This is a genomic window from Stieleria neptunia, assembly GCF_007754155.1.
GTDB lineage: Bacteria > Planctomycetota > Planctomycetia > Pirellulales > Pirellulaceae > Stieleria > Stieleria neptunia.
Genome location: NZ_CP037423.1, coordinates 4,324,180 through 4,336,866, shown reverse-complemented (window position 1 = coordinate 4,336,866; position 12,687 = coordinate 4,324,180). Strand labels below are relative to the sequence as shown.

Annotated in this window: 11 protein-coding genes; 4 read left to right on the top strand and 7 right to left on the bottom strand. The window is 60.0% G+C overall.

All coding sequences use genetic code 11. The annotated features are described in order from the left end of the window. Positions 1-33 precede the first annotated feature (33 nt). Positions 34-825 (top strand): GxxExxY protein, encoded by a 792-nt coding sequence (locus Enr13x_RS15060; protein ID WP_145387379.1) that lies wholly within the window; start codon positions 34-36, stop codon positions 823-825. 48 nt (positions 826-873) lie between these two features. Here the strand turns inward: Enr13x_RS15060 and Enr13x_RS15055 are convergent, their stop codons facing one another. The 5 genes from Enr13x_RS15055 to Enr13x_RS15035 are packed head-to-tail and all read right to left on the bottom strand — an operon-like array spanning position 874 to position 6,570. Further along, a complete protein-coding gene (locus tag Enr13x_RS15055; RefSeq protein WP_145387377.1) occupies positions 874-1,830 on the bottom strand; it encodes an ABC transporter permease in 957 nt (318 codons plus the stop codon). Next, entirely contained in the window at positions 1,827-3,368 is a 1,542-nt protein-coding gene (locus Enr13x_RS15050; protein WP_145387375.1) for a sugar ABC transporter ATP-binding protein, read from the bottom strand. The genes Enr13x_RS15055 and Enr13x_RS15050 overlap by 4 nt, the downstream gene beginning before the upstream one ends. 23 nt (positions 3,369-3,391) lie before the next feature. Further along, positions 3,392-4,354, bottom strand: a complete 963-nt coding sequence (locus Enr13x_RS15045; RefSeq protein WP_145387372.1) for a sugar ABC transporter substrate-binding protein — start codon at positions 4,352-4,354, stop codon at positions 3,392-3,394. A gap of 40 nt (positions 4,355-4,394) precedes the next feature. Next, positions 4,395-5,339 carry a ribokinase gene (rbsK, locus tag Enr13x_RS15040; protein ID WP_145387370.1) on the bottom strand — a complete coding sequence of 315 codons (945 nt, stop codon included), beginning with the start codon at positions 5,337-5,339 and terminating at the stop codon, positions 4,395-4,397. A 58-nt stretch (positions 5,340-5,397) separates the two neighbouring features. Beyond that, positions 5,398-6,570, bottom strand: a complete 1,173-nt coding sequence (locus Enr13x_RS15035; RefSeq protein WP_145387368.1) for a LacI family DNA-binding transcriptional regulator — start codon at positions 6,568-6,570, stop codon at positions 5,398-5,400. A gap of 458 nt (positions 6,571-7,028) precedes the next feature. Between Enr13x_RS15035 and hisA the strand changes: the two genes are divergently transcribed. Both hisA and Enr13x_RS15025 read left to right on the top strand, forming a co-directional pair. Continuing rightward, the gene (hisA, locus tag Enr13x_RS15030) at positions 7,029-7,757 is read left to right on the top strand and encodes a 1-(5-phosphoribosyl)-5-[(5-phosphoribosylamino)methylideneamino]imidazole-4-carboxamide isomerase (protein WP_145387366.1); all 729 of its coding nucleotides are present in this window, start codon (positions 7,029-7,031) and stop codon (positions 7,755-7,757) included. 70 nt (positions 7,758-7,827) lie between these two features. Further along, positions 7,828-9,891, top strand: coding sequence for a prolyl oligopeptidase family serine peptidase (locus Enr13x_RS15025; RefSeq protein ID WP_197456044.1), 2,064 nt, complete (start codon positions 7,828-7,830; stop codon positions 9,889-9,891). 156 nt (positions 9,892-10,047) lie between these two features. On the opposite strand, the gene Enr13x_RS15020 is transcribed toward Enr13x_RS15025, so the two are convergent. Then, positions 10,048-10,758: a hypothetical protein gene (locus Enr13x_RS15020; protein ID WP_145387362.1), complete on the bottom strand. Its 711-nt coding sequence runs from the start codon at positions 10,756-10,758 to the stop codon at positions 10,048-10,050. 119 nt (positions 10,759-10,877) lie between these two features. Between Enr13x_RS15020 and Enr13x_RS15015 the strand changes: the two genes are divergently transcribed. After that, on the top strand, positions 10,878-11,294 hold the full coding sequence (locus Enr13x_RS15015; protein WP_145387359.1) for a VOC family protein: 417 nt from the start codon (positions 10,878-10,880) through the stop codon (positions 11,292-11,294). On the opposite strand, the gene Enr13x_RS15010 is transcribed toward Enr13x_RS15015, so the two are convergent. Continuing rightward, positions 11,295-12,281, bottom strand: coding sequence for an NAD-dependent epimerase/dehydratase family protein (locus tag Enr13x_RS15010; protein WP_145387356.1), 987 nt, complete (start codon positions 12,279-12,281; stop codon positions 11,295-11,297). Positions 12,282-12,687: the final 406 nt, after the last annotated feature.

Genomic DNA, 12,687 nt, shown 5'->3' with positions numbered 1-12,687 from the left:
TGACAAGAAAATGGTGCTTGGAGGATCGAAGTGATGCCGGTTGAGGTTTTGGGCGAAGTTCGCGCGGTCGAGGAGCAGGTTTTTGCGGACGTCTGTTACAAGGTAATGGGGCGTGTGTTTGCAGTCCGGAAGACGATGGGACCGTTCTTCCGAGAACTGATCTATCAGAAGAAGATTTGTGAGAGCTTTCCACAGACACAAGTAGAAGTCCCGATCATCGTTTCGCAGGACCAGTTTAGACAGGAGTACTATCTCGACACTGTCTTTGACGCCGTGGCTGTCTTTGAGTGGAAAGCGGTGCAGCGTCTCAATTCAAGGCACCGAGCACAATTGCTCAATTACCTCATGCTCTGTGAACTCGAGCGGGGAAAACTCGTCAACTTGCGTCCCGAGACCATAGAGCACGAATTCGTGAATTCTCCGCTCAGCCGAAAACAGAGACAATCGTTTGCTCTCCATCGAAGTGACTTCATCCCACAAGGCCAGTCGGAACAGGACTGGACAGAGTTCATGGTCGCCGCCCTACGCGACTGGGGTACGGGGTTGGATTTGCATCTGTACGAATCAGCGACGGAACACATCTTTGGCGGAGCTGAAAAGACGCTGCAAGAAGTAGCCGTCCATTGCGGACGCCAATTCCTCGGAAATCAGAAAACACGGATCACCCCGGAAGGCTCCATCGTCAAAGTCACCGCACTCAACAAACACAAGCAATCTTTCCTGGAAAACATCCGCCGATTCCTTCGCTACGTCAAAATTCCTGTCGTGCAGTGGCTGAACATCTCAAGCGACACCGTGACGTTTCAAACGATCCGACGGTCCTGAGCCGAGCAGCAACATTTTCTTGTCACCCATTTTCTTGTCTACTTGTCTTCACCCCGATTTTTTTCCCCAGCGGACTCGGAGGGCGTCGAGGAGGACGGCGGTGATGATGACGGCTCCGGTGATCAGTTGTTTGATGGCGTCTTCGACGCCCAGCTGCGCCAGGCCGGATTGCAGCACGGCGATGATCAAGACGCCGATGAAGGACGCGACCACGCTGCCGCGTCCGCCCATCAAACTGGTCCCGCCGATCACACAAGCCGCGATCGCCGAAAGCTCTAACCCGATCGCCGCGTTGGGGTCCGCACTGGACAATCGGCTGGTTTGCGACAGCGACGCCAGTCCGCACAACAGCCCCAAAATCATGAAGGCCGCGATCGTGATCGGCGCCGTCCGAATCCCGCTCATCCGCACCGCTTCTTCATTTGTCCCGATGGCCACGCAATAACGCCCGAAGACGGTTTTCGTCAGCAGGAACTGCCCCGCAATCACCGCCATCACCGCGACCAGGAACGCCGGTGACAACGGCACCCCTTGCAACGGTTCCCCGAACGCTTCGACGCGACTGCCGATGTACATCGTCTGGGAATCCGTGATCACCTTCGTCCCGCCGCGTGCCATCTCCAACATGCCCAAGCTGACGATGAACGATGGGATCGAAAACCAAACCGACACAAACCCGTTGAACAAACCACACAAGCCCGTGACCAACAAGCAAACCGAAAACGCCGCCGGCAAACTCCACTCGTGTCGCACCATCAACACCCCGATCACCGCCGATCCGAGCGCCAACAAGGATCCGACCGACAAGTCGATCCCGGCGACGATCAAGACCAACGTCATGCCGACCGACACGAAGATCAGGTCCGGGTTGGAATTCGCAATCGTGACCAGCGTCTGGGTCTGAAAGAAGTTCTTTGAACTGAGCGAAAACACCGCGATCAGCAGCACCAACACTCCCAAGAGTCCGGCGTACTGCAAAAACGATTGGGTCAACTTTTGTTTCATGTTCCGGTTAAACTTTGAGATTCTTTGGTTCGATGCCCGGCAAAACTCGCCTGCAAAATGGCATCTTCGTTCCACGACGACCGCTCGCGGGTCTCCACCAGGCGCCCGGCCGACATCACGGCGATCCGATCACAGGTCTCCATCAGCTCGTCCAAATCACTGCTGACGATCAAGATCCCCTTGCCCGCCGATGCCAGTTCCTCGAACAGTTCATAAATCCTTCGCCGGGCGCCGACATCGATGCCCCGCGTCGGTTCATCAAACAGAAAGACGTCGGCGTCGCGGGTCAGCCATTTCGCGATCGCGACCTTTTGTTGATTGCCGCCGCTGAGCGTTCCCACACTCTGTTCGATGCTGGTGCAACGTGTTTCCATCGCGCGACACATTTCCCCGGCGACCGACGCTTCGCGTGCGGGCGTGATCACGCCGAACCGTGAAAACCGTTGGACCATCGCACTCAGTGACGTGTTGCAGCGAATCGATTGCCGCAGCAACAATCCGTTCTGCTTGCGATCTTCGGTCACCATCGCCAAGCCGGCCGCGACCGCTTGGGACGGATGCCCGAACCGCGTGGGACGTTTTCCCGAAACGCAAACGTGCCCGGATTCGGCGCGATCGGCGCCAAAGATCGCGCGCAGCAATTCGGTCCGCCCCGATCCGACCAAACCCGCGATGCCAAACGTTTCTCCGGGCAGGACTTCAAACGAAACGTCGCGGACCATGCCACAGCAAAGCCCCTGGACCTCCAGCACGGCCGATTTGCTGCGACGATCGGCATCGCCGCCCAATGCGGTCGACGGCTGGGGGCGTTGATGGATCTCGCCCCCGAAACGTTCCTCGGACAGCTCGCCGCTCATCCGCTGGACCATCTGGTCGGTGCTCATCGATTCGGCGTCTTCGGTGCCGACGTGACGGCCGTCTCGCAGCACGGTGACTCGATCGGCGATCCGTTTGACTTCGTCCAAACGGTGCGAGATGTAGATCATCCCGACGCCGCGATCGCGAAGCTGACTGAGTTGGTCGAACAACAACTTCGTCTCGCTGCCACTGAGTGCCGCGGTGGGTTCGTCCAAGATCAGGATCTTGCACTCGCGGGCCAGCGCGGCGGCGATCTCCACCATTTGCCGACGGCCGACGCCCAGGTCTCCGACCACCGTGTGGGTGTCGACGTCGTCCAATTGCAACCGGTCCAGTGCGGCGCGAGCCTGGCGATGCAGCGTGCGACTTGAAACGATCCCGGCGATCGACGGCAGACGATTCAGCAACAGGTTTTCGGCGACGCTGAGGGTCGCAATCAGATTCAATTCCTGTTGGATGATCTGCACGCCGGCCGATTCGGCGGCCTGTTTGTGATGCGGCGCATACCCGTCGCCTTCGATCCGCATGCCGCCGGCGGTCACCTCGGTCAGCCCGGCGATCATCTTGCACAAGGTTGACTTGCCGGCGCCGTTGGCACCGAGCAGCGCGTGAATCTCGCCGCGGCGCAGATCAAAGTCGACGTCGCGCAGCACCGTCACGTTGCCGTAACGTTTTGTCATCCCTGCGGCATCCAGCAAGACGCTCACAGTGATTCTGCCGTAACCAGGTCGACGGGCGTTTCGACGTCACTCGGCTTGTCGGTTTCCCCGTTGATCAATTGCAGCGCCGTCTCGATCCCGAACACCGCCAGTTTGTCACCGTACTGATCGGCCGTCGCCAAGATTTTTCCATCACGAATGGCCTGTTGGACGGCGGAGATATTGTCGAACCCGACGACCAGGACGTCGCCCGTTTTTCCGGCCGACTTGACTGCGGCGATCGCGCCGAGGGCCATGGAATCGTTGGCCGCCAAAATGGCTTTGATATCCGGGTGCTCGCTCAAGATCGACGCCGCGATAGAATTCGCTTTGGCCATTTCCCACTCGGCACTTTGGCTGGAAACGATCTCGACGCCGGCGGCTTTCATCGACGCTTCGAACCCCGCTACTCGTTGTTGGGAATTGAACGACGTCCGAATGCCTTCGAGAATTGCGACCTTGTCGCCGGCGGTTAACTTTTCGGCCAAGTAGTCACCGACCTGCTTCGCCCCGGCTTGGTTGTCCGGACCGACGAACGGGACCGTCACCCCTTCGCTGGCCAGCACTTCGGCGTCCAACTGGTTGTCGATGTTGATCACGACGACGCCCTTGTTGATCGCTTTTCGCAGCGAGGGGACCAACGCCTTGGAATCGGCCGGCGCGATCACAATCGCATCGGCACCGGCGGCAACCATTTCATCGACCAACGCTACTTGTCGGCTCAGGTCGCGTTCGTCTTTGATGCCGTTGACGATCAATTCATACTCATCGGCATGTTGACTTTGATGCGTCTTGGCGCCTTCGGCCATCGTCGAAAAAAACTCGTTGGCCAACGACTTCATCATCAACGCGACTTTGGGACGATCGTCGGTGGCGTCCGAATTCGATTGGGCAGTCGAGGTGTCGGATTTCGACGAACATCCCGACACCGCGACGGCGAACAGGATCGGAAACAAGAAGTGACGCATGAGAAACTCGTTGGCGGGAAAGGAAACGGGGAGGAAAGCACTACGAAGACGCGGAATCGATTTGTTGACGGGCCGGCAAACTCGGTTGCGCCCCGGCGCGGGACGCGGCCAGGGCGCCGGCCAGATTGGCCCACTGGATGGCTTGGCGAAGCGACCCGGTTGCCGCCCAGCGGACGGCCACGGCGCCGGCAAACGCGTCACCGGCGGCGGTCGTGTCGACGGCGTCGACCTTGATCGACGGGATCAGCTCGATGGTCGCGCCGTCGTACAGCATCGTGCCGCGGGCCGCCAACGTGATCGCGACGGCGGCCGGCCCCTTGGCGTGCAGACGCTTGGCAATCTCCGCGGCGTCTTCGATCGATTCCAAACGGCCACCGACGATCGCGGTGGCCTCGGATTCGTTCGGACAGATCAGGTCGACGTCAAACAGTTCGTCGCTGAGCGTTGCCGCCGGCGCGGGATCCAGGATCACTTTAACGCCCGCCCGCTTGGCCGCTTGAATTCCCGCCAGCACCGTCGGCTGGGGTGTTTCCAATTGAACCATCAACACGTCACAGTCGGCGAAGGCAGATTCGGCACGCTGGATGTCTTCGGCGGAAAGCCGCGCGTTGGCGCCGGGGATCACGATGATCGCGTTCTCGCCGCTGTTTTCCACGCTGACAATCGCAAGCCCACTTTCACAAGCCTGGGCGGTCAAGACGGCGCTGCAATCGATCGATTCGTTCAGCAGGTTGTTGAGCAGTTTTTGACCAAACCCGTCGTCGCCGACACAGCCGATCATTCGCACCGCGCCACCGCACCGCGCCGCCGCGACCGCTTGATTGGCCCCCTTTCCACCGGGGACTTCGGACATCGAGCGTGCCGAAACCGTCTCGCCCGGTCTGGGCAACTGATCGCAGCGAATCACCAGATCCATGTTGATCGATCCCAACACGGCGATCTTCGGTTTGGAGCGTTCGTGGGTAGTTGTGACGGGAGAAGACATGGAATGATCAGCCGGCCGACATGATGGTGAGTTCGGAAAAAGAGTTCACAGGGATCGGTCAAAAAGAACGAGTTTGCTGCACGCGCGACGATGCGGCGCGGTCGCCTTTGTGACGCGGGACTGCGACCGACGACCGCTGCAACAGCGTAGTCGGGACCTTCCACAATGACGCGGAGGATGGGCTGTCCGCTGATGTGCCCGGTGGGGGCAGAGCTTGAGGGCTCGAATCCACGTCCAAGCGTTTCAGCAGGACTGCGGTGGCCAGTTGCCCCAGCCGGGGAATGTCCTGGACCGAAACGGTCAACGGGGTTTTCATCAGATCGGCAAAGGGATGGTCATCGAACGCGACGATGGACATGTCGCGTGGAATCGCATAGCCACGTTCGGCCAGCGCACGCATCGAACCGATCGCCGCCGGCGTACACATTGCAAAGATCGCGGTCATCTCGGGATCACGATCCATCAATTCCAGCGTCGCGTCGTAGCCGGATTGCTCGGTAAAGGCGTTTCCGGCCAGAGACGACGAATCGAGGTTGAATCCCGCCTGTTCGGCTGCATCGGTCAAGCCTTGCAGACGGGTCTTGGCGGGCAAACTGTCGCGAATCCCCGACAGGACACCGATCTTGCGATGCCCCTGCTCGATCAAAACCTCCGCCACCGCGCGGGCCGCTGCACGATTGTCCGACGTCACACTCGGCAACTCGATTCCGTCAAACACGCGGTCGGCGACCACGACCGGCAATCCCGACCGATCCAGCTTGACCAGATGATCCGATTCAACACCGACCGGACAAACCAACAACGCCTCGACCTGCTTGGCTCGCAACTGATCGACCAAACGCTGTTCGATTTCCGTTTCTTCGCGACTGTCTCCCAGCAAGACCGAGAACCCCAGCGCTTCGACACCCAATGAAACTTCACGGGCGATCGAGGCAAAAAACGGGTTGGAGATATCCGGCACGATCACGCCGATCAAACCACTTCGTTTCAGCCTGAGCGAGCGGGCCACCTGACTGGCTTGGAAACCCAAGTCGGCGGCGACCTGGCGAACCGCTTTCTCCGTGGTGGGGCTGATGCGATACTTTCGCGCTTGGCCGTTGAGCGCGCGCGAGGCGGTTGAAACACTAACACCGGCCCGCGCCGCGACGTTTTTAAGCGTCACCGGATGCCCCGGCGCCGGAGAGGCGGAGCCCTGCGGCGTGTCGGGCGTGCGATGATTCGGTGGTTTCATGACGCGTGAGACGTCAGCTCTGGTGTTTCGGGGGTTGTGGAACGCGTCAACGGCCTGTCGATGAAAGCCCACATGCGTCAGCTTACTTTGGCTCTGAAGGTGTTAGCGGAACGGCGCGAGCGGGCTGTCGATTTAGTCGGTTTCTGCTGAGTCGATGGTGAGCCGCTGGCCGTAAGGCCTCGGGCAACGTCGCAGTGCCCGGCCGCTTACGCGGCGCGCGGCTCACAAAATCGACAGCCCGCGAGCCGTCCGGTCGCGTATCAAAAACACCTTGAAAGACCGGAGGGCTCGCGCCCTACCGCAAACAATCCCTCCGCTTGCACAATCGTTTGTGCTCTGTGCTGGTCAGTCTACCCGCCTGTGCGGTATCGTTGCAAGCGGCCGACGCCGACGGTCAAGCCGCCTGCGTCATGCCGCCATTTCCACCCAAGCATCCCACACGAGAGTCCCACATCACCATGGAAATCTGGCCCGCAATCGATCTGCGTCATGGAAAACCGGTCCGTTTGCGGCAGGGCGACTATGACCGAAAAACGGTCTTCGGGGATGACCCCGTGGAGTTCGCCGTCCAGTGGCAACAGGCCGGGGCGAAACGGTTGCACCTGGTGGATTTGGATGCCGCCCGGGGCGATGACCCGACGGCCAACCGCGACGCGGTCGCACGGATCGTCGCGGCGACCGGCCTGCCCTGCCAAATGGGAGGCGGCGTGCGGGACCAGGCGGCGATCGAGGCGTTGCTTGACTTGGGCCTGGCACGTCTGGTGGTCGGATCGGCGGCGCTGAAGCAACCCGATTGGTTCGCGTCGATGTGCGATTCATTCCCCGGCAAATTGGCCGCCGGCATCGATGCACGCGACGGCATGGTGGCGACCGACGGATGGTTGGAAACCAGTTCCACGCCGGCGATCGAATTGGCCCAAGACCTGCGACAGCGAACGGCCAACATCGCGGCGATCATCTACACCGACATCGCCCGTGACGGGATGATGAGCGGCCCCAATTTTGACGGGCTGCGGGACATGGCGGCGGCGACCGACATCCCGTTGGTTGCCAGCGGAGGCGTCACGACCTACGAAGACGTTCAGAAGCTGGTCGAAATGCACATGCCGGCGGCAATCGTGGGGCGATCGATCTATGATGGAGTCATGCAATTGGAACAAGTCATTCAGATCGCCGGAGACAGCTGAGATGCGGGCCACCCCCTGGGCACACGACCACACCACGCGCCCGGATGCTGGCGCGAAGCGGCTGAGGGCAATGGATCCTCAACTGTCTGGCGCGAGCCGACGGGCCTGCGTCTGCATCATCGCGCTGGTGCTTGCGGCGGCGTTGGCCGCTGACGGCATCGCCCAATCGACGCCCCCGCAGCCTGTTTTCAAACCGCTGCCGCCGCCGGGCATCGAGATCGATCCGCAACGGCGCACCGCACTGGAACAACGCCTCGAATCGATCCGTCAGCAACTCGATCGAACCATTGCCGAATCGAACGATGCGGCCCGGTGGCGCAGCGACGTCGACGTCTTGATCCGAGCGGTGCACCTGGCGGTCGAGCAGAATTTGTTTTTCAAGAAGAACGAAGTCGATGCGGCGGAACGGTTGCTCGACGAAGCCGCGCGACGGATCACCGCAGCGTCCGCGGGAACGCGTGGATTGGAATTGCTGGGATTTGATCCCGACGCCAACGACCATCCGCAGCCCCTGGTCGCCGGTTTCGTTTCCCGCATCGATGATTCGGTTCAGCCTTACGGCATCGTCGTTCCGGCGGGATTCACGATGTCTCAGACCGAAACGCCGATGCGGATGGACGTCTGGCTGCATGGCCGCGGCGACACGAAAACCGAAGTGCCGTTTCTGACCGAGCGGATGACGAAGGCCGGGCAATACACCCCCGAGGCGACGATTGTGCTGCACCCGTTTGGTCGCCACTGCAACGCGTTCAAGTTTGCCGGCGAGACGGATGTTTACGAAGCGATTGATGACATCCAATCTCGCGTCGCCATCGATCCAAGCCGAGTTTCGATCCGCGGGTTCTCGATGGGCGGCGCGGGTTGTTGGCACCTGGCCGTCCACGATCCCTTTCACTGGATGGCAGCCAACCCCGGCGCCGGATTCGTCGACACGCTCCGCTATCAGGGTTGGACGCAATCGACGCCGTTCCCCGTCACCGCGACGGCCGAAAAACTGCTGCGTTGGTATGACGTCTTGCCATGGACACGGAACCTCAAGGGAACCCGGACGATCGCCTACAGCGGCGAAGTCGACAAACAGAAGATGGCAGCCGACCGTGTCGTCGCCCGCGCGGAGGAAATTGGATTGAAGTTTCCCTACGTGATCGGGGCTGGGATGGGACACAAAATCGACGAGCCTTCGAAACAGCAGATCGATGCCCAGATCGCGAAGTGGGCCGCCGAAGCCGATGAAGGTCCGGAGACGGAAATTGATTTCGTCACTTACACGCTCCGCTACTGCCGGGCGGGATGGCTACACATCGCCGGGATGCAAGAACATTGGACGGCTGCGGCGGTCAACGCCCGACTGAACCTTGAAACCGAGAGCCTTCGCATCGAGACCGAGGGCGTGACCCATCTGGAGATTGATTTTTCCGCATCCGGTTGGCCCGGCCGTCGCGGCGCGGTGGAGATGGAAATCGACGGCCAGCGTTATGCGGTGGAAGACGCCGGCAACCTGCGTGGATTCCAGTGCACGTTGGCCAAAGACTCGTCGGGCGAGTGGACGACGCCCCGCGACGACGACATGACGCTCCGCAAACGACCGGGATTGCAGGGACCGATCGACGATGCCTTTTGCGACCGCTTTGTGATCGTCATGCCCAGTCGCCCGGCACGACACGGTCAGGTGCAACGCTGGATCGATCGCGAGTCAGAATATTTTGTGCAGCGTTGGTCGCGACTGATGCGTGGGGACGTACGAGTCGTGCTGGACCGGGACGTGACCGACGACCACCTCGAAACCTGCCACCTGATCTGCTTCGGCGACTTCAGCAGCAATCGGTTTCTGTTCAACATTGCAGACCGGCTTCCGATCCAGTGGACGCGTGAGACGCTGCGTGTGGGCGACCAGAGTTTTGATCCGGTGCATCATGCCCCCGTGTTTTGCTATCCCAATCCGCTGAACCCGCGGCGCTACATCGTCGTCAACAGCGGGATGACGTTTCGCGAGTTTTCCAACGTCAGCAATTCCCGTCAAATCGCGATGTTGCCCGACTGGGCGGTGTTGGACGTGGCGACCGAAGACGATTCGATCTACGCCGGCGACATCCAGGCACAAGGGTTCTTTGACGAAACGTGGCGTCTGAAGTGACGATCGGCAGTGTGTAGGTCACGCTGTGCGTGACGGGTGGCATGCACAGCATGCCCTACGCATTGCCATCACTCCCCACATCATCGTTTTGCCCCCCTCGTTTTGCCACCTGCCGTCACGACTTCACGCGATCACCAGTGGCATGCACCGCATGCCCTACGAGTTTGACTTCGACTCGGCATCTTCCGCGTCTTCGAATTCGTCCTCGTCTTCATAGTCCGCTTCGTCGTCGTATTCTTCCGCTTCCGCTTCGGCGGCTTGTTGTTGGGCGATTCGCTCTTTGTCACGTTCGAGAAAATCGCCGGTGACTTGTTCTTCGGTCAAGTTGGCTTCGGCGAATTTCATCAGTTGGCCCATCGGTTCGCGTTCGTATTTAAAATCATCCATCACGAACTTCTTGGTCTTTCCGTCGACTTCGTAGTGGATTTTTGCGATCCCTTTGGCGTCCCATTTTCGTTTATCGATCTTGGTGATCGCGTCGATGGGCACCTCCTGGCCCTTGCTGTTACGGATCAGGGTTTCATCGCCTTCGATCCAGGTGCCTTGACCGGACATGAACATCATCAGCGCGGGGATACCGAACAGCATGCAGAGGATCAGCTGCATGAATTGGGTACTGATGTCGTGCTCGATGTCACTGGCGGTTTTGGAGGGTGTGATCGTGGGCCAGCCCTTTTCGGTGGCCAGTTCTTTCCAGGCTTCGCGACGTCCCTCTTCGGGCAGCCCCTCGTAGGCTTCGGCGATCGTCAGTTTCTTGGGATAGGCGATCAACCCGTCGTACAGGCACCATCCGGCAAACGCGGTACAACCGAGAAAGACGTACAGGAATTTGCGGAAGAAGGGTTGGTGGACTTGCGCACGAATCATCAATTCAGTACCGGAGAGCGTGAAGCTGGCGAGACGGATCCATTATGATTGAGAATGGTCGATCGAACAGCTCAATCTGACGCGATCGGCGGATCAAACCACCACAAAAGAGACTTCGAATGCCGGATACACCGCTTTTCAAACAACTCGATCATATCGCCATCGTGGTACGAGACACCGAGGAGGCGCTCGGGTTTTATCGCGACACGCTGGGGTTGCCCGTCGTGCTAAGCGAAGAGATCCCCAGCGGCAATGTGCGTCTGACACATTTGGACATGGGCAACGTGCACTTGCAGCTGGTCGAGCCGTTGACCGAGGACCATCCGTTGCAGGCGCATCTGGCCGAACACGGCGAGGGGTTGCACCATTTGTGTTTCCAAACCAACGACGTCTGCGAATCGCTCGCCGGATTGCCGTCGCGTGGGATGCGGGCAAAATCCGAGACGCCGCACGACGCCCCGCGTGGCCGCAAGGCCGGGTTCATCGACCCGGCCACGACCCGTGGTGTGGTTTGGGAAATGACCGGACCGATGTGATCAGCAGATCGATCGATAGTAATCGACGCTTTGCTCCAATCCGCTTTTCATCTCGACGTCGGGTTCGAATTGCAGCCGCGTTCGGGCTTGGGTGATATCGGCCAGCGAATCCTTCACATCGCCCAACCGGGGCGGATCATGAATCGGTTCGATGTCTTGGCCGAGGATCTCGCGGAGCGTCGTCAGCAGTTCCAACAGCGTGGTGCGTTGGCCTTGGCCGATATTGAAGATGCCGCCGTTGATCGCGGGAATCGTCGCGGCCAACAGGTTCGCCTTGGCGACGTCACGGACGAACACAAAGTCACGTGACTGGGACCCGTCGCCGTAAATCACCGGTCGTTTCCCAGACAAAATCATCGAAACGAAGCGTGGGATCACGGCGCTGTATTCGCTCTGTGGGTCCTGCCGGGGGCCGAAGACGTTGAAATAACGCAGGATCACGGTTTCCAGCTTGGACGTTCGCGAAAACGACTGCATGTAGGCTTCGGCGGCCAGCTTCGCGGCGGCATAGGGCGACAGCGGCGCCGGCGGATCTTCTTCGCGTTTGCTGACATAGGGGGAATCACCGTAGGCGGCGCTGGTGCTGGCCAACACCATCCGCCGCACCCCGGCGGCCTCGGCCGCGGCCAACAGATTGATGGTGCTGGTCGCACACCAGGCGTGGCAGAGCGCCGGCTCGCGCATGCTGCGGGGCACGCTGGCCATCGCGGCATGGTGGAAGACGGCGTCACAGCCGGCCACCGCTTTCTCGGTCACCGCCGGGTCCGCCGCGTCGCCGCGAATGACTTCCACGCCGGGGTGATCGGCCAGATGCGACAAGTTGGACTCATAACCGGTGCTGAAATTGTCCAGCACACGGACCGTCGCCTTGTGACTGAGCAGGGCATCGACCAGGTGCGATCCGATAAAACCCGCCCCTCCGGTGACCAGACAGGTCCTTCCGGCGAGTGGCAAAGCGGCATCGGGAAGCGTGATGGGAGCGATCATGAAGAAAACTTTTTGTGAGGCAGGTGTATCAAAATTGCGGCGCCGTCGTGCCGGCCGCCAGGCCCGATTCCGAGGTGGCCATCGCAACCAAGTGTGAGGCAAAAATGGTGCCGAGCATTCGGAATTCAAGGAACCATCAGTATTTCATCAAGTCAGACTCAAGTGTTTACCGCGATCGCGCAAGTGTCCGGAAACCGCCAACATTTTGCCGGTGACGTCGATTCTGCCGACCGGGAAGGGTTTTTGCGGGGCACGATTTGCGAAAGCGCTATGGACGTCATCGGATGAGGGTTAAACTACATCGGCACGGATTCCCGGTAGGTGTTGAGCGGTGACTCCATCGACCGGCCTTCGGGAAAACGCGTTTTGGAAAGGAATTCGATCGAAAACGGCCTGCCGACGTTGT

Excerpts from the sequence above, each read along its gene's own strand:
- Enr13x_RS15060 (WP_145387379.1), top strand. The coding sequence starts at position 34 with ATGCCGGTTGAGGTTTTGGGCGAAGTTCGCGCGGTCGAGGAGCAGGTT.
- Enr13x_RS15050 (WP_145387375.1), bottom strand. The coding sequence starts at position 3,368 with ATGACAAAACGTTACGGCAACGTGACGGTGCTGCGCGACGTCGACTTT.
- Enr13x_RS15035 (WP_145387368.1), bottom strand. The coding sequence starts at position 6,570 with ATGAAACCACCGAATCATCGCACGCCCGACACGCCGCAGGGCTCCGCC.
- Enr13x_RS15010 (WP_145387356.1), bottom strand. The coding sequence starts at position 12,281 with ATGATCGCTCCCATCACGCTTCCCGATGCCGCTTTGCCACTCGCCGGA.
- Enr13x_RS15045 (WP_145387372.1), bottom strand. The coding sequence starts at position 4,354 with ATGCGTCACTTCTTGTTTCCGATCCTGTTCGCCGTCGCGGTGTCGGGA.
- Enr13x_RS15055 (WP_145387377.1), bottom strand. The coding sequence starts at position 1,830 with ATGAAACAAAAGTTGACCCAATCGTTTTTGCAGTACGCCGGACTCTTG.
- Enr13x_RS15025 (WP_197456044.1), top strand. The coding sequence starts at position 7,828 with ATGGATCCTCAACTGTCTGGCGCGAGCCGACGGGCCTGCGTCTGCATC.
- Enr13x_RS15015 (WP_145387359.1), top strand. The coding sequence starts at position 10,878 with ATGCCGGATACACCGCTTTTCAAACAACTCGATCATATCGCCATCGTG.
- hisA (WP_145387366.1), top strand. The coding sequence starts at position 7,029 with ATGGAAATCTGGCCCGCAATCGATCTGCGTCATGGAAAACCGGTCCGT.
- rbsK (WP_145387370.1), bottom strand. The coding sequence starts at position 5,339 with ATGTCTTCTCCCGTCACAACTACCCACGAACGCTCCAAACCGAAGATC.
- Enr13x_RS15020 (WP_145387362.1), bottom strand. The coding sequence starts at position 10,758 with ATGATTCGTGCGCAAGTCCACCAACCCTTCTTCCGCAAATTCCTGTAC.